Below are 16,645 nucleotides of genomic sequence, written 5' to 3' on the forward strand. Positions count from 1 at the left end.
TATGTTTTTGCATAAATTGATCGAAAAATTACTGATTTATACCCAGTCTTGGGTTTTAATAAGTGGTCAGTTATCTTTACCCGATCCTGACGTAATAAAACCAACAATAACAATTTTTTAGGAGAGTCTAATGAATTCAAAAGTGATCCCGCCACAACTGCCACAATTGCGTGAACCGAACCAGACTTTGTCTGTTTTACATGGCATTTATGCCGGTCTATTGGTGTTTAGTGGCATTGCCTTTTTGTATCTGGAATATCAGCAACGCACTGCTTCGAACTTGAGCCTGGGAATCGTGATCCTGTTATTGCTGGTGCTAATCTATTTCAATATTCAGGCAGCATTAAAAGTGAAAAAAGGTCAGGGCGAAGGGCGTACTTTATCACGTGTCATGTCAGTTCTGATGTTGCTGAGCTTCCCGATTGGTACGGTATTAGGCCTGATTGCCTTATGGAAAAGCTCCAACAAACAGTGGGAAAGCTGAATTGACTTTGCAGAGCAATAATTTTTTGAATATGCCATAAACAAAAATTAAAAACGCGCTACATTAGAATGCAACAAGTTGCAAAGCCATAATGAAAGGGATTAGTCATGACAACGACTCGTTATGCGAATATTTTAAAACCGCTTCATCTGGGGTTTACCACGATCAAGAATCGGGTAGTGATGGGGTCGATGCATACCGGGCTGGAAGATCGTTTTTATAATTACCCGAAACTGGCGGCCTATTTTGGGGAGCGCGCCAAAGGGGGCGTAGGCCTGCTCATTACAGGGGGGATTTCCCCAAACCGTCAGGGCTGGTTGTTGCCTGCCGGTGGAACCATGAATTCGCTGGGTGATGTTGCACCGCACCGGCTGGTGACGCATGCTGTACATAAGCATGGCGCGAAAATATTATTACAGATCCTGCATGCCGGTCGTTATGGCTACCAACCTTTTGTAGTCTCTGCGAGTCCAATTAAATCGCCGATTTCTCCTTTCAAGCCACGTCAGCTTTCCGAAAAACAGATTCTCGACACCATTCAGGATTATGTGAAAACCGCCAATCTAGCGAAAAAAGCCGGTTATGATGGCGTGGAAATTATGGGTTCAGAAGGCTATTTGATTAACCAGTTCCTGAGCCGGCATGTCAATCAGCGCACTGACCGCTGGGGTGGTTCGATTGAAAATCGCATGCGCTTTCCGGTAGAGATTGTCAAAGCCATTCGTGCCGAGATTGGTGAGAAATTTATTATCTGCTTCCGTTTGTCCATACTGGATTTGGTGCATGATGGCAATACCATGGATGAAGTCATTACCGTTGCGAAAGCACTGGAAAAAGCTGGGATTACCTTGCTGAATACCGGGATTGGCTGGCATGAAGCACGAATTCCAACCATTGTCACTTCTGTACCGCGTGCCGCATTTGTGGATTACACCGCAGAAGTGAAGAAAAATGTCTCTGTTCCTGTGATTGCATCCAACCGAATTAATATGCCGGAAACGGCTGAGGAAATTCTGGCTTCCGGTCAGGCAGATATGGTACAGATGGCACGTCCATTACTGGCTGATGCATTCTGGGTTAATAAAACTGCGACCAATCGTGTTGATGAGATTAATACCTGTATCGCCTGTAACCAGGCTTGTCTCGATCATACCTTTAAAAATAAACGCGTGACCTGTCTGGTCAATCCGCGTGCCGGTTATGAAACTGAACTGGTCTATGTCAAAACCAAAAAGCCAAAACGCATCGCCGTTGTCGGTGGTGGAGTTGCAGGCATGTCAGCAGCAACAGTCGCTGCAGGGCGTGGTCATGATGTCACTTTGTTTGAAGCGACCAATGATGTTGGCGGACAGTTTAATCTGGCGAAAGTGATTCCAGGCAAAGAAGAGTTTCACGAAACGATTCGCTATTTCAAAGTTCAGCTGGAAAAGAACAAGGTTGAAGTCCGTCTAAATACCCAGGTCAATCGTGAACAGCTGGAACGTGAAGGTTTTGATGAAGTGATTATTGCCACTGGCGTGATTCCACGTGCTCTCACAATTCCAGGCAGTGATGCGCCACAAGTACTTTCTTATGTAGAAGTGTTGAATGGTGCCAATGTTGGTAATCGTGTCGCAGTGATCGGTGCGGGTGGAATTGGATTTGATGTATCAGAGTTCTTACTTAAACCTCCACACCAGCCGCAGCCACAACCTCTGGATGACTGGAAACGAGAATGGGGGGTAGATCCCAATCCGCATTACATTAGTGAGGGAGGTTTTCAACCTGCTAAAATTGAGCCACCAGTTCGGGAAATCTATCTGCTGCAACGTAAGACTACACCGCTCGGTGCAGGTCTGGGTAAAACCACAGGCTGGGTGCATCGTGCTCAGTTGAAAAAACATGGCGTACGTATGCTGCGTGGTGTGCAGTATAAAGCGATTACTGATGAAGGTTTATGGGTGGAAGTGGATGGTCATGACCAGTTGCTGCGTGTCGATACTATCGTAGTCTGTGCCGGACAGGAGTCAGTCAAAGATCTAATGCCTGCAGAAGGGCAGAAAACTTTGGCCAATTACCATATTATTGGTGGTGCTAAACTGGCTGCGGAACTGGACGCCAAGCGTGCGATTCGTGAAGGGGCAGAATTGGCAGCCAGTTTGTAAGGATTTGATGAAACTATATGCAGTTGATTGCATTCACTGTAATTTTCACTTGTCAGTTGCCGAAAAGCTCCGTATGATTGCGCACATGGAAGCGTGGCAGAGCGGTTTAATGCACCGGTCTTGAAAACCGACGAGGGCTTATACCCCTCCGTGAGTTCGAATCTCACCGCTTCCGCCAGATATGAAAACCCAGTCGAAAGACTGGGTTTTTTTATTGTCTAAAATTTTGAAGTACATAAATTTGGCTTTATAGATTTTTTAATATTGACAGATCACTCTTTTTATTTTCACCAACGCCAAAGCAATCCTTTCTATATGCTGATAACTTGGTTGTTCTAACTCTTCCCCAAAGATATCCGGATCAATTTCTTCATAAAACCAGCTGATATTTTTCTGTTGTGCCATTAATTCTTCTAAACATTGCAAAAAGCGGTTGCCAGATTGGTGGATCGGAACACCAGTATATAAAAACAAATGCCCTTGAGAGTTCAGGCGTTGAATCCCTTTCTTGATAATCTGAAAAGCCAAATCACAACCATCCATTTCATGACCACCATGCCGATAATGACGTTGCTGCGGATCAATCAGATAAGGAGGATTGACAAAAATCAGGTCAAACTTTCCTTCAATATTTGAGAATAAATTACTTTGGACTGGATAAATATTTTTTAAGCCAGCAAAATTGATATTCATTTGGCTATAGTTCAGTGCCTTAGGATTCAAGTCAGCCACAATTAATTCATTATAGTTTGGAAATTTTTTGGCAATTGCTACGGCAGCTGCTGAAGTCCCACAACATAATTCTACAGCCCGTTTAAATGGTCGTGATTGGCTGGCTAAATATTGTTTTAAATGATAGGCAAAGCGATAGGTATCCGGACCAAAAAATACCGCATCTTGTTCAACTGTTGGAAAAGCAGAATGGATAAAAAGATCATCTTCGAGTGAAGAAACCCGGACTAAACTCGAATAATGTTCTCCCTGTTTTTGCAAGAGAAAGTGCTGATCCAAAATTGCAAAAAGTTCTGAATCAAGATCAGTTTTTTGAAAAGGCAGATTCCAGCCAAAAATATCTCGCAAGGTCATTTCTTGAGACGCTTGATGACGTTTACGGTTGAGGATGCGCTGATGGGACAAAGGGGTGATAGTAGTAAACTGATAATTATGCTGTTTTAAGAAAGTTAATAAATACAGTAAAGCCTGTTGTTGGCTGGTTTGTATATCTAAGATCTGGTTCATAAGGGTGTTCTCTTCTGATTCTTAGAATTAAAGTTGTAATACTGAGGTTGTTTGGCTGAAAATGACCAGATAGGAAAATGAGATACCCTGGTTAAAGGTAAAGTTGAAATATTTTTACTTAAAAAAGGATAGGCTTCGGTAAAGATATAACGTGTCTTGGTATGATTTATTTTCTAAAATAAAAAATAGCCTAAGCTAATTTCAATATTATTTTGTTAATGCAAGCATGACGATTAACCAAATTGATCAATCGTCATCTAAAACATTTTTAAGAATCTTGGTGTTTGACTTCTGGTAGATCAAACCAGATCAGTTGTGCATTTTCCAAAGCTTTTATTTCAACCTCTTCAAGGAATGCTAAGGCGTCACCGGCATTTAAGGTATATTCACCAATCTGCACACTACCTTCAATTACATGTACATAGTTAATGTATTGGGTAGCTTTGATTGGCAGGGCACGACCTTGTTCAATCACTGCGGTTTTGACTTCAGCATTCTGACGAATATGCATCGGTGCATTGGTATTTGGCCCACAAATCAGATGCCACTGATTAGGCTGTTCGCGTGGATCAAGACGAATCTGTTGGTAGTTTGGCTCGGCATCTCGTTCATTCGGAATAATCCAGATTTGCAGTAAATGTACCTGTTCATCACCCTGATTCATTTCACTATGACGAACACCAGCACCCGCACTCATCAGTTGCCATTCACCAGCAGAAATGCCACCATGGTTGCCCATGCTGTCCTGATGGGTAATGGTACCTTTTAGCACGCAGGTCAGGATTTCCATATTGTCATGCGGATGTTGACCAAAGCCCTGATGTGCGTCAATCAGGTCATCATTGATTACGCGTAAGGCACTGACGCCCCTATAATTGGGGTTATACCAGTTGCCAAAGGAAAAGCTGTGGCGTGATTCCAGCCAGCCCATTTTGACATGACCACGGTTTTCACTTTTATGCAGGAAAGCATCCATTTTTGATCTCATCATTTTTCTAACATGCGTTCATCTTAGCGTTGTACTCATTTTCTAAAAAGCATATTCATGCGACAGATCATTGCAGATTTGCAACGATGCAATCATTTTGTCTTGTCCTGAAATAGATTGACAGTATTCCACTTCAAACCGAGTTAAGCAATTAGCTCGGTTTTTGTTTGCTCATACATCTGATTCGGGGTGTTCATATTTAAACTTAAATGCGGTCTATAACAATTGTAAATCATGATAGATTCCGCAATTAAGTGATCTAACTCCTTCATGGTTTGACATCGCGTGGTTAAAAACTCCTGCTTTAATATTCCATTAATTCGCTCTGCTAATGCATTCTGATAACAGTCCTTGCCATCTGTCATGGAAGGACATATCCCATAATGGCGCAATGCCGATTGATATAGCTCAGAGCAATATTGAGCACCTCTATCTGAATGATGAATCATCCTAGTCGCTCGATCTGTCGCTTGCTGCATCGCCATATGTAGAGCCTGCACAACATTCTCCGCACGCATATCATTCGATAACTTATAACCTTTAATCTGTCGGGTATAAGCATCTGTCACCAAGGATAAATAATGCACACCTTCAGCACTCTCAACATAGGTAATATCACTAACAAAGACTTCATTGGCTTGCACTGCTGAATAATCCTTTAATAAATTTGGATGCTTCTTCATCCAATGCTTGCTATCCGTAGTTTTTGTATAGCGACGCTTAGGGCGAATCAATAAGTTATTTTCTTTCAATATTTTAAATAACTGATCCCATCCACACTTTAAACCACGTTGCAACAATTTGCCTTTAATAAGCCAATACAGCTTACGTGTTCCGATACTTGGCATGAGACAGCGATATTCCATAACCAACTCAAGTATTTGTTCAGTTGCTTGTGCAGTCATTTGAGCACGTTTTTCTGCTTGATAATAAGCTTGTCGGGTGATTCCCAACCACTGACAATAACGTGAAACGCTTAGTCTTCTTTGGCTTTGCCAATCTTTGAAACGTGCTCGGTATACTTTTTTCCAAGATCAGTCCCACATTCTTTATCAATGTGATAAATCACATCCTGAATAAATTCAGTTTTAAGCTTTTCTGCGGCTAACTGCTTTTCTAATTGGCGGATTCGTTGTTGGGGTGTCAATTGGCGTTTAGAAGAAGTCGGCATATTCGAAGTCCAGTCCTGTTGTCCGTGCTTGCGTAACCATACCAGCACAGTTGATCTTCCTTGAATACCATATTTTGCCTGAGCTTGCTTATAAGTAATTTGCCCTTTTTCTACTTCATGTACCACCATCATTTTAAAGGCAAAGCTATAGTCACGTTGTGTACGTTTAACTCGTTGTTCTCGTTTATGTTCCATAAAATAAGTCTCTTAAGGTGTAAACTTATTTCAGGACGGGACATTTTCCAAAAATGAAAAAGCCCACTCGAAAGCAGGCTTTTATTTAGATGAGCAGATGATTATTCGACAAAGCGAACGGTAGCACCTGCTTTCACTTTACGACCCAAGTCATTTGCATCCCAGTTGGTCAGACGGATACAGCCATGTGAGTATGATTTAGAAATCATTGATGGATTTGGTGTACCGTGAATACCAAATGATTTTTTACTGAGTGCAATCCAGATATTCCCTACAGGACCATTTGGACCAGGTGGTAAAGTCAGTGGTTTCAGGTTTTTACCTTGTACAAAGTTAGAAGGTGAGTAGCTGTAATGAGGATTACGTGCTACACCGACCACTTTATGAGTACCCGTTGGTGATGGGGTATCGGTACCACCAATGGTTGCCGGGAAAGAACCGACCATCTGATTTTTACTGTTAAACAGATACAGCTGTTTTGCACCTTTGTGTGCCACAATCAGGTGAATGTCTTCAGACAGGTTGTTACGCACATTGGTCACGATAATCTTTTGACCTGCTTTGTTGAAGTTCGCACCTGGATTCAACTGTTTCAGGAACGCTTCATCCATATGGAATTTTTCACCAAACATTTCGGTGCGGCTGGTGTAGTACAAGCCTGGCATTTTCGCTTGCAGAGCGTAGTCGCCTGGAATTGATTTTGCCAGAGGAACTTTCAGGTCTTCCTCGGTAATAGTGTATTCAATAAACGCTGGTTTATTGCCTTGCAGGGCCACCAGCTTATCCCAAGTTTCTTTGGTCAGTTCACCTGTTGGCTTGATGCCATTCATTTGCTGGAATGAAGCAATCGCTTTCAGGGTATTTTTACCGCTAGTCCCGTCAATCGCACCTGGTGAAGCATGGGCATTGTTCAGCATTACATGCGCACGTGCATAGACAGGGAATTGGCCTTTACCAATATTTTCATACCATTCGGCATTGTTCAGGCCTTCCAGCGTCCATGACGCTTTATTCGCAGTCGTTGCAATAGTTTTTGATGATACAGTTGGTGCAGCACCAATAGCAGCGTCAGTATCTTCTGCTTCCTGCAGGTCATCTAAGGTCTCAGAAGACTGATTCAGCTCGCGCTGCTCCTGAGCCGTAATTTTCGCATCTCCAGACTTGGCTGCTGATGCTTCTGTAGCAAGCGGATCAATTGGATCTTGAACCGCAACATCGGTCACTACTTTTTGGGGATTTAGTGGCTGTTCAGTAGCAGAAGCAGCGAAAGCAGTACCTGCAAAGATGCAACTTAAACTCATGGCGAGCATTGTGCGAACGAACATGTAATTCAACCTAATTATTCATAAACTATTTAAATAACGTAATAAGTATTACAGAAAAACTATGTAGATGCAGTAGTTGTTTTGTGAAACAACACATTAGCTGCTTATCATGATCGATTTTTAAAGTAATGTGAAGTTATTAAAAAAGCGGGCTTTTTGTTATGATGTCCCGAATGTCAAAGATTGATGGGAATGTGAATGACGACCTTAAAAAATGATCGTTTTCTGCGTGCATTGTTACGTGAGCCTGTAGATACCACGCCAGTATGGATGATGCGTCAGGCGGGTCGTTATTTACCAGAATATCGCGAAACTCGGGCCAAAGCAGGGGATTTTCTGTCACTTTGCAAAAATACTGACTTTGCCTGTGAAGTGACCCTGCAGCCTTTACGCCGTTATGAGCTGGATGCTGCGATTCTGTTCTCGGATATTTTAACCGTTCCGGATGCTTTAGGACTAGGCCTCTATTTTGAAGCAGGTGAAGGGCCAAAGTTCCACAAAACTGTGCGTACCGAGCAGGATGTGGCGAATTTACCTAAGTTTAATGCCAAAGCCGATCTGGACTATGTTATGAATGCAGTCTCTACGATTCGTTCTGCTTTAGGTGGTCAGGTACCTTTGATTGGTTTCTCGGGTAGTCCTTGGACATTGGCAACCTATATGGTGGAAGGTGGATCGAGCAAGGAATTCCGTTTTACCAAACAGATGATGTATTCTCAGCCAGAAGTGCTGCATGCCTTGCTGGAACGTCTGGCGGATGCGGTAACTGAATACCTGAATGCGCAGATTGATGCCGGTGCTCAAGCCGTGCAGATTTTTGACAGCTGGGGTGGGGCACTGGCTCATCGTGAATATATTGAATTTTCACTCAATTATATGCAAAAAATCGTGGCAGGTTTGCAGCGTGAAAAAGACGGTCGCAAGGTACCAGTGATTCTGTTTACCAAAGGTGGTGGGCAATGGCTTGAGCCAATGGTGGCGACTGGCGCAGATGCTTTTGGACTGGATTGGACCACCCCACTCAATGTTGCCCGACAGACCGTGGCGGGTCGTGCAGCGCTGCAAGGTAACTTGGATCCAGCAACGCTGTATGGTTCACCTGAAGCGATTGCCAAAGCGACCAAGCTGATGCTAGACGATGCTTACGCGAATGGTGAAAAAACCGGTTATGTGGCAAACCTCGGCCATGGTATTACCCAATGGGTCGATCCGGCAAACCCTAAAGTGTTTATTGATACCGTGCATGAGTACAGTGCCAAATATCTTTAGGATGTAAACCTTGATCAACCTATTCAAATCAGGGTTGGAATTTTCATTTAAGGCAGCTTCGGCTGCCTTATTTGGGATTCTGCTTCTGCTGGCTTTTGCGGTTAGTGCTTCGATGGGGAGTGAGCTGTTTTATGGTTTCTACCGTTATGACTATCTGCTGTTTTATGCGCTGATCATTCAGGTCATTTTACTCTATGCCAAATTAGAATCTTGGGCAGAAGCTCGGGTAATTGCACTATTCCATATTCTGGCGATGGGTATGGAAATTTTCCTGACCCATCCGGCAATCGCTTCCTGGCAATATCCGCAACCAGCGATCTTCAAGATTTTGACCGTGCCGTTGTTTGCTGGTTTTATGTATTCAGCTGTCGGCAGCTTCTTTGCCCGTTCATTACGTTTATTTCAGGTGTCTTTTGAACGACTGCCAAGCTTTACCAATATGCTGGCATTGGCAGTGTTGTCTTATATCAACTTCATGAGCAAGTTTTTTATTCCGGATTACCGCATCATTCTCTTTATATGGAGTGTGATAATTTTCTGGAACACCCGTATCCGTTTTCAGTTGAATCAGCATACCTTTCAATTACCAATGTTACCTGTATTAGCATTACTGGCTTTTATTATCTGGATTGCGGAAAACATTAGTACTTTCTATCAGATCTGGCTCTATCCAAGTCAGGTAGAGAAATGGCATATGGTCGGTTGGGCCAAACTGGGTTCCTGGTATCTGCTGTTATTGTTAAGTCTGGTATTAGTAATGAAGATTTTAGGTATTCGTGATCAGCAAGGAAACTGGAAGCTGAAAAGCTAAAATCGCTGATGAATGCACAGAATATTAAAGATGAAAAAATGAGCAAATTTGTTTTGCCATATGTCTAACTTCTCGATAATCTAACAGCGTGTAATCACAAATACACAAAAATGCATTAACAAGAAAGCTTTATAAAAATTTTTCTGGAGAATGATGAATGTGGCGGATTCAAGCGGCAAGTGCAACAGTATAAAAACCAGCCATAACTTCACTCGGTGTATACCAACCTAGCGTTTTTCTAGGACGATGGTTGAGTGCAAATTCTATCTGCTCTATTTGTTCGTTTGACACGTCATCAAACGATGATGATTTTGGCAGATATTGACGGATTAAACCATTCGTATTTTCATTTCTAGCTCGCTGAATAGACTTGTAAGGATCAGCAAAATACGTCTCTATCCCGGCATCAGTAATTCTTTTGTGTTCGGAAAATTCTTTACCATTATCAAATGTCACACTATAAGCATGGCTCATTCGTAAACGATCTAACGCACAAGTAATCGTTTGAGAGGATGCTCTCGTTGATCCTAAATGAACAATATGTACATACAGGCTCTTTCGATCAACAAGGGTTAATAAAGCACCTTTATGATGTTTACCAATCACCGTGTCACCTTCGAAATCTCCTAAACGTTGTCGTTGATCAATGACCTGGTCTCGACAGTGAATACTTGTTTTATCAATGATTTGCCCCCTACGATCCGTGTTTTTGTAACCTCGTTTTCGATATTTCTTCTGATGCCTTAAGTGTAGATGGAGTTTACCGCCTTTTGATTTATCTTGATAAATGTACTGGTAAATCCACTCATGTGAAGGTACATCCAGCCAACCGCGTTGTGTTAAAGCACCTGAAATTTGTTCTGGTGACCAGTCCAAGCCAATTAAATAATCAATATAGGCGAAGGCAAATGCTGTCATTGATGAGGAAGGACGGTACCGTCTTTGACTTGCAAATTTAGCTGCCTGTTGAGCCCTATATCCACGTTGCCCAGTATTTCTTTTTAATTCACGGTAGATGGTTGATCGTGAACGCCCTAACTCCCGAGCAAGGTTAGCGATTGAGCTTTTACTTTTCAAAGTAGCATAAATTTCGTATCTTTCATCTTGAGAAAGTTGGGTGTATTTCTTCATTGTGTGCTTTCCAATTGCGAGTTGAAAAAGTCTAATGATTCTATGAATACACCTAACTTTTTCAACTAATTACAAATGTGTCGCACTTGGGATTTGAATTTGCGTGTTAAAAAAAATTGCTTTGGCTGCAGTATTGGCAGTCGGTTCAACAGCTGCTTTTGCTGACCGTGACACAGGTTGTGGTATTGGTACTCAGGTATGGGCAGGCCAATCAGGTAAATTGCCAAAAATCCTGGCAGCAACAACGAATGGTATCTTCGCTAACCAGTTATTCGGTATTACCTTTGGTACTTTAGGCTGTAGCGGTACCGGTACAATTACTGCAAAAGTGGTAACTTTTACCAATGAAAATGCTGAAGCGCTGGCACGTGATATGGCAGTCGGTGAAGGTGAAAGCCTGAATGTACTGGCTGAATTGCTGAATATCAAATCTGAAGATAAGGCACGTTTCTTTAGCGTATCTAAAAATAACTTCTCTCAAATCTATGCAGCAGAAAATGAAACTTCTCTAGACGTTTTGGCATCTCTGCAACAAGTGATGGCAAATGACGACGTGCTGAAAGCTTACGTTTAATCTGCCCGAAAACCCTGTCTGATGGCAGGGTTTTTTTATGTCCAAAAAATGAGAAAGTCATGATTCAGATGAAGTCCTGCGTATTTACCTGTTCCAGCATTTTAATTAGTTGTTTTAGTTCTACTATTTATGCAAATCTTGCAGAACAATATATCCAGCAGGCGGAAAACCGGCGACTTGATCAGGACATCACCTGGAAACGTTTAATGTATGCAGGTGAAAATGGGCAAAGTGAAGTTAGCTATGCCGGCTATTTTTATCATCCTGAAGGGCAAAAGAATTTAAAGGCAGAACTTGCAGAGAATATTAAAGCTTTATTTCATGAGGCTGAACCAGATCAGTCTATTCAATGCCGTTTCCCAGCACGCAGTCAATTTCTTATCCAGAAACTGCAGATTCCTGCTGATGCATTGCCAAAAACAGAATGTTCAGAACTGGATCAGTGGCTTTCCGAGATCAAGCCGTATAAAGCAACCCTGATTTATGCCACCGATTTTATGGGTAATCCCAGCTCGATGTTTGGGCATACCTTGCTACGACTCGATCCCAAAGATCAGGCTGAACTGAAACTGGTTTCTTATGCGGTGAATTATGCTGCAACGGTTGAGGGAGAGCAGAGCTGGTCCTATGCCTGGAAAGGTTTAACCGGGCAATATCCCGGTGAATATTCCCTGATGCCTTATTATCGTAAGGTTAAAGAATATGGTGATTTTGAAAGTCGAGATCTGTGGGAATATGAACTCACCTTAACGCCAGAAGAAACCCAATTTCTGGTGCAGCATATCTGGGAAATGAAGCATGTACAGTTTCCCTACTATTTTGTGCAGGACAATTGTGCTTACCGTTTATTAGGCTTGATTGATCTGGTACGGCCAGAAGCAAACTTGCAGGAAAAATTTAAAGTTGCTGCCATTCCCGTGGAAACCATTAAAGCGATTCAGCAACAAAAACTGATTAAAGATGTAGTCTATCGCCCGGCACTGGAAACCCAGCTGAATGCACAGGCAGCACAGCATGGTCATAAACTTGCCCGCACAGCACATGAATTAGCATTAGCAGCGCAGAATCAGGATCAAAGTTTATTAGCATCTTATTCAACACAGGATCAGGCCAAAATTTTGGAGATGGCCTATGATGATCTGTACCTACAGTTTATCGGTCAGAAAGTTGATCCCAAAATTGCCCAGCCAAGATTACGTCAGCTTCTGATTCAGCGAAGCCAGCTGCCTTTTGAACGTCAGCGACTGCAAGTCTCGACACCAGAAACTGATCCGGTACAAGGACATGCAGCACGTAATTTCTCACTTAAAACCGGCGAAGTTCAAGGCAAAAAAATCATCGAAATCGGTCACCGGCAGGCCTATCATGACCTGATGGATCCACTCGGTGGCTATCGTATTGGAACACAACTGGTACTTTTCGATGGTAGTCTGCAATACCGTGAAGATCAGCTTAAGCTAAAACATCTGGATGTACTCACTGTCAATGCCTATAGTCCGGTGACGCCATTTAAAACGCCGTTGTCTTGGGGATTTAACTTGGGCTGGCAACAGGAGGCACTGCATGATGGCCAGTTTAGTGAAGATGAACAGCACGGGGTATTCGGTTTAAAGACACAGTTTGGCTTTAGCCTGGCAGATGATGCACGCAACCATTTGTGCTACGGACAGCTACAAAACCATGTTCAGTTGGGCAAAGCTTTGGATCAGGGCTGGCGAGCAGGCATCGGGCCGACGGTCGGTTGTCAAAATAGTTGGACGTCAAATATTCAAAGCCTGGTACAGCTAGAACTGCCGTACTGGCATGACAGTCATGAATGGATGCTGAATCTGAATACTCAGGCGCAATATGCGTTCAATACACAAAATGCCATTCGCATCGGCTGGCAGTATCAGCAACAAGACAAGCTAGACTGGCAGTCAACGTTCTTGAACTTTATTCACTATTTTTAAGTGAAAAATTGAGTAATATATCTAAAAAATATTAGATTCCATACAGTTAAAGTCCATCAAAATGGGTGCATTTATTGATTAAATTAAGCCCTGATTAATAAAAAATATAGATGGGTAGGGTAGAAGATTGATTTAAATTTGCTATATTGTTCACTTAATCTTTTGGGGTATTTGAGTATGGACAATGAATGTATGGATATGTTAGCTGAGCAGTGGCAGCAGATCTGTCAGAACTATTCATCAGATGATCTGCTCCATGCTTTTCAATTTATTCAAGATAATGCCCCGGTTCTGGTTGAAGAGTTCTATAAACAGATGCTGCTGGAAAAAGAATCAGCAGAATTCTTTTCCGATATTCTCATTCAGCAGCGCCTGCGGAATACCCTGCATCAATGGCTGATTGAAAGTTTCAGTGTCGGCATTAACAAGCATTTTTTACAGGCGGTAAAAAAACAGCATACCGTGGGCCATGTACATGCACGGGTTGGGATTCCGGGCTGGCTGATCATGCGCGGGATCCGGGAAATTAATCGTAAGATTTTTGAACTGTTAGAGGAAAATTCACAGTTATTAACTTTGTCTGCCTGCAGCTATCTCATGCAGATCACCGGTTTGGCGACCGAGATCATGTGCCGTTCTTATGAAGCTCGTACAGCCAAGAACCAGGAAATCAAGCACAGTTACCGTTTATTTTCTGCGATGCAGGACGTAGCGGTACAGAAAGATAAACAGCGCGGCTCATTACTGGATTGGGAAAATGAGTTGATGTTCAAAGTCTTTTCTGGCCAAGAAAATTTCCGTCATCCGATGTTATCCAAATCTGAATTTGGTCTGTGGTTTATTCATAAAGCCTCTTATGCCTTTACTGGTTCCGATCAGGCTCAGCTGATCATTGACCGGATTTACGAAGTCGACAAGCTGAATCAGGCATTGGCTGAGTCTTCGAATAAAGAACAAAAATTGGAGCTGATCCAGCATATTCGGGAGCTGAATCGTGAAGTGCAGCACTTGATCGACCAGCTGTTCCAGGTGGCCGAATATATTGAAAATGGCAATGATTCATTGACCCAACTCCTTAATCGCCGTTATCTGAATACGATTGTTTCGCGTGAAATTACCTATGCGCGCCAAAACCGTACGCCACTGGCTTTACTCGCCTTAGATGCTGATTTCTTTAAAACCATCAATGATAAGTTTGGCCATGCCGCTGGAGATCTGGCTCTGAAATGTATTTCGGAAAATATCCAGAAATACAGCCGTGGCAGTGACTATGCATTCCGGGTCGGTGGGGAAGAATTCCTGCTGTTGCTGGTCGATACCGATCAGCAGCGGGCACTCGGCATTGCAGAAAATATCCGGAAATGTATTGAGTCAGGCCTGCTCACTACAGCACAAGGCATCCAGTTTAAATGTACCGTAAGTATTGGTTGTGCCATCTATGATGGTCACCCAGACTATCAGAAATTCCTGGATAGTGCGGATGCTGCCTTATACGCCGCAAAAAAATACTGGTCGAAATCGAGTGTACTTGCTTAAGAATGGTCCTGATACTTCTGCGAAGTCTGCTATTCCTATGGCTTGATTAATCTGATTGTAGAGATTGAATCCAGTTTAGGAATTTCTCTTTCTGTTGGATATAGGTGGGATGGAGCCGTGCTTCATCCCATTTTTGTTTGAAGATTCGGGCTGCCGCAGCCTTTACCGGATCTTCCTGCTGGCGTGGTAATTCTGCTCGACCATGGGCACCACTTAAACCTTTTTTATCTTTGGGTACTGGACCAGCATATTTCTTGCCGCCTTTATGATTGGCATAGCGTCGTGCCCGGGTATAGCCCATCTGCAGAAATTTACGTGCCATATCGGCACCGACAAAATCTTCCTTATTCAGATAGTCCAAGAACATGGTATAAATTTTTGTGCTGCTTTCTTTAGCTTTTTCTTCATCCGCAAATCGCCAATGAGGCAGGATTTCTGACTTATACGGTTCGACAGAAAGCACACCCTGTTCACCACGACCAATACGATACAGTTCAGGATGTTCTCTAAAATTAATCTGGTCAAAATCCAGCGTATAGTCAAAGCTATCTGATTGTACTCGTGACGGTCGCCGTGGAACAGTGGCAGATTGGCTCTTTCTAGTCATATTTATCCTGATATTAATTTTATTTTTCTCATTTTTTGAGGCATGGTCATAGAGATAAAAAATAGCAGTTCAAATTTATGAAAAATACTAAAAAGAATGTAGGCGATATTGAAGAAAAGAAGAGCAGGAATTCTGTAAGACTATGTAGAGAAAAATTGGCCAATAAAATTATAAGAAGAAAAAAACCTGCAGATGCAGGTTTTAAACTTCAACCACCACAAAATATTTTTTCACTTGTTCCACGACTTCAAAGGTACCGATAAAACCAGGTGGGATTACTCCAGCTTCACCGCTTCTGATTTCAACATAACTTGTTTTATCGGTATTATGCAGGCGAACTACGCCTTCAATGACATTAAAGAATTCCTGTTTATTCTCGGCAAATACAATATTCCAGGCGCCGACTTCACATTCCCAGATGCCGCAGTTCACGTTGGGATGTTCATATAAACTGTAGGTGGTACGTTTCGGATTACCATTGACCAAGCGGTCAGGACGGGGATAGTCAATGGTGGCTTCGCTGTGTGTTAATCCTTGGCCGGCTAACCAAATTGCTGACATGCTAATTCCTTAAAAATATTCAAATTTGCGGAATTAAAACACAAATAAAAAAGCCCCAACAAGTGTTGAGGCTTTTGAAATTGATATATTTAGTAGCCTTCAGGCACTGCGCTCAGGAATTCACGACGTTCTTCTTTATTGGTTTTGAAATCGCCGACAAAAGATACGGTACGGGTGGTTGATTCCTGTTTGCCTACACCACGCATCATCATACACATATGTGCAGAGTCAATCACGACTGCAACACCACGTGCGCCAGTCACTTCAGCTACGGCATCTGCGATCTGCTTGGTCAGGTTTTCCTGAATCTGCAGACGACGGGCAAACATTTCCGTAATACGGGCAAATTTAGACAGACCTAATACTTGACCTTCAGGTAGATAGGCAATGTGAACACGGCCATAAAATGGCAATAAATGATGTTCGCACAGTGAATAAAATTCGATATTTTTCACCAATACCATTTCACGGTTATCAGACGGAAAAACGGCATTGTTAGTGACTTCTTCCAGCGTTTGACTATAACCAGAAGTCAAATACGAAAAGGCTTTGGCAGCACGCATAGGCGTATCTTTGAGACCAGGGCGATTTAAATCTTCACCAACGGCAGTAAGAATGTTTGCGTAGGATTGCTGCATAGTCATATGACGTATTCACT

14 protein-coding genes, 1 tRNA gene and 1 pseudogene are annotated in these 16,645 nt (G+C 42.6%); 8 read left to right on the plus strand and 8 right to left on the minus strand.

From position 1 onward, the window contains the following. Window positions 1-130 precede the first annotated feature (130 nt). From ABEF84_RS05215 to ABEF84_RS05225, 3 genes are all read left to right on the plus strand, one after another. Window positions 131-484 (plus strand): hypothetical protein, encoded by a 354-nt coding sequence (locus ABEF84_RS05215; RefSeq protein ID WP_034584516.1) that lies wholly within the window; start codon window positions 131-133, stop codon window positions 482-484. 107 nt (window positions 485-591) lie between these two features. Next, window positions 592-2,628 (plus strand): FAD-dependent oxidoreductase, encoded by a 2,037-nt coding sequence (locus ABEF84_RS05220; RefSeq protein WP_034584514.1) that lies wholly within the window; start codon window positions 592-594, stop codon window positions 2,626-2,628. 87 nt (window positions 2,629-2,715) lie between these two features. After that, window positions 2,716-2,806, plus strand: a tRNA-Ser gene (locus ABEF84_RS05225). 80 nt (window positions 2,807-2,886) lie between these two features. Here the strand turns inward: ABEF84_RS05225 and ABEF84_RS05230 are convergent. From ABEF84_RS05230 to ABEF84_RS05245, 4 genes are all read right to left on the minus strand, one after another. Continuing rightward, on the minus strand, window positions 2,887-3,867 hold the full coding sequence (locus ABEF84_RS05230) for a class I SAM-dependent methyltransferase (protein WP_347456272.1): 981 nt from the start codon (window positions 3,865-3,867) through the stop codon (window positions 2,887-2,889). Between the two features lie 268 nt (window positions 3,868-4,135). Then, entirely contained in the window at window positions 4,136-4,843 is a 708-nt protein-coding gene (locus tag ABEF84_RS05235; protein WP_347455621.1) for a pirin family protein, read from the minus strand. Window positions 4,844-4,998: 155 nt separating this feature from the next. Next, window positions 4,999-6,221 (minus strand): IS3 family transposase gene (locus ABEF84_RS05240; RefSeq protein WP_347454443.1). Its coding sequence is split into 2 segments (ribosomal slippage): window positions 4,999-5,885 and window positions 5,885-6,221, totalling 1,224 coding nucleotides; the frame shifts between segments, so codons are not numbered across the junction. Between the two features lie 101 nt (window positions 6,222-6,322). After that, the gene (locus ABEF84_RS05245; RefSeq protein WP_347453785.1) at window positions 6,323-7,546 is read right to left on the minus strand and encodes a L,D-transpeptidase; all 1,224 of its coding nucleotides are present in this window, start codon (window positions 7,544-7,546) and stop codon (window positions 6,323-6,325) included. Between the two features lie 198 nt (window positions 7,547-7,744). Between ABEF84_RS05245 and hemE the strand changes: the two genes are divergently transcribed. Then, a complete protein-coding gene (hemE, locus tag ABEF84_RS05250) occupies window positions 7,745-8,815 on the plus strand; it encodes a uroporphyrinogen decarboxylase (RefSeq protein WP_347455623.1) in 1,071 nt (356 codons plus the stop codon). 10 nt (window positions 8,816-8,825) lie between these two features. Continuing rightward, window positions 8,826-9,626: a DUF817 family protein gene (locus tag ABEF84_RS05255; protein WP_347454359.1), complete on the plus strand. Its 801-nt coding sequence runs from the start codon at window positions 8,826-8,828 to the stop codon at window positions 9,624-9,626. A gap of 168 nt (window positions 9,627-9,794) precedes the next feature. Here the strand turns inward: ABEF84_RS05255 and ABEF84_RS05260 are convergent, their stop codons facing one another. After that, window positions 9,795-10,757, minus strand: coding sequence for an IS30-like element IS18 family transposase (locus ABEF84_RS05260; RefSeq protein ID WP_075174500.1), 963 nt, complete (start codon window positions 10,755-10,757; stop codon window positions 9,795-9,797). A 103-nt stretch (window positions 10,758-10,860) separates the two neighbouring features. Between ABEF84_RS05260 and ABEF84_RS05265 the strand changes: the two genes are divergently transcribed. From ABEF84_RS05265 to ABEF84_RS05275, 3 genes and pseudogenes are all read left to right on the plus strand, one after another. Then, window positions 10,861-11,331, plus strand: a complete 471-nt coding sequence (locus ABEF84_RS05265) for a DUF3015 family protein (protein WP_347454358.1) — start codon at window positions 10,861-10,863, stop codon at window positions 11,329-11,331. 68 nt (window positions 11,332-11,399) lie between these two features. Then, a complete protein-coding gene (locus tag ABEF84_RS05270; protein WP_347454978.1) occupies window positions 11,400-13,283 on the plus strand; it encodes a DUF4105 domain-containing protein in 1,884 nt (627 codons plus the stop codon). Window positions 13,284-13,460: 177 nt separating this feature from the next. Next, a pseudogene (locus ABEF84_RS05275) lies at window positions 13,461-14,865 on the plus strand (diguanylate cyclase). Here ABEF84_RS05275 and ABEF84_RS05280 read toward each other — a convergent pair. The 3 genes from ABEF84_RS05280 to folE form a co-directional block, all read right to left on the minus strand. After that, window positions 14,866-15,426, minus strand: a complete 561-nt coding sequence (locus ABEF84_RS05280) for a DUF4385 domain-containing protein (RefSeq protein WP_347454357.1) — start codon at window positions 15,424-15,426, stop codon at window positions 14,866-14,868. A gap of 201 nt (window positions 15,427-15,627) precedes the next feature. After that, window positions 15,628-15,987 (minus strand): cupin domain-containing protein, encoded by a 360-nt coding sequence (locus ABEF84_RS05285; RefSeq protein ID WP_034582983.1) that lies wholly within the window; start codon window positions 15,985-15,987, stop codon window positions 15,628-15,630. 89 nt (window positions 15,988-16,076) lie between these two features. Beyond that, complete coding sequence (gene folE / locus ABEF84_RS05290) at window positions 16,077-16,625, minus strand: GTP cyclohydrolase I FolE (RefSeq protein ID WP_347454976.1); 549 nt, start codon at window positions 16,623-16,625, stop codon at window positions 16,077-16,079. Window positions 16,626-16,645: the final 20 nt, after the last annotated feature.

Origin of the sequence: Acinetobacter sp. ANC 7912, assembly GCF_039862785.1 — a bacterium.
GTDB lineage: Bacteria > Pseudomonadota > Gammaproteobacteria > Pseudomonadales > Moraxellaceae > Acinetobacter > Acinetobacter thermotolerans.

Bases quoted from the DNA above. Each gene is read 5' to 3' on its own strand.
- ABEF84_RS05220 (WP_034584514.1), top strand. From the start codon at position 592: ATGACAACGACTCGTTATGCGAATATTTTAAAACCGCTTCATCTGGGG.
- ABEF84_RS05270 (WP_347454978.1), top strand. From the start codon at position 11,400: ATGAAGTCCTGCGTATTTACCTGTTCCAGCATTTTAATTAGTTGTTTT.
- ABEF84_RS05285 (WP_034582983.1), bottom strand. From the start codon at position 15,987: ATGTCAGCAATTTGGTTAGCCGGCCAAGGATTAACACACAGCGAAGCC.
- folE (WP_347454976.1), bottom strand. From the start codon at position 16,625: ATGCAGCAATCCTACGCAAACATTCTTACTGCCGTTGGTGAAGATTTA.
- ABEF84_RS05260 (WP_075174500.1), bottom strand. From the start codon at position 10,757: ATGAAGAAATACACCCAACTTTCTCAAGATGAAAGATACGAAATTTAT.
- ABEF84_RS05280 (WP_347454357.1), bottom strand. From the start codon at position 15,426: ATGACTAGAAAGAGCCAATCTGCCACTGTTCCACGGCGACCGTCACGA.
- ABEF84_RS05215 (WP_034584516.1), top strand. From the start codon at position 131: ATGAATTCAAAAGTGATCCCGCCACAACTGCCACAATTGCGTGAACCG.
- ABEF84_RS05235 (WP_347455621.1), bottom strand. From the start codon at position 4,843: ATGGATGCTTTCCTGCATAAAAGTGAAAACCGTGGTCATGTCAAAATG.
- hemE (WP_347455623.1), top strand. From the start codon at position 7,745: ATGACGACCTTAAAAAATGATCGTTTTCTGCGTGCATTGTTACGTGAG.
- ABEF84_RS05245 (WP_347453785.1), bottom strand. From the start codon at position 7,546: ATGTTCGTTCGCACAATGCTCGCCATGAGTTTAAGTTGCATCTTTGCA.
- ABEF84_RS05230 (WP_347456272.1), bottom strand. From the start codon at position 3,867: ATGAACCAGATCTTAGATATACAAACCAGCCAACAACAGGCTTTACTG.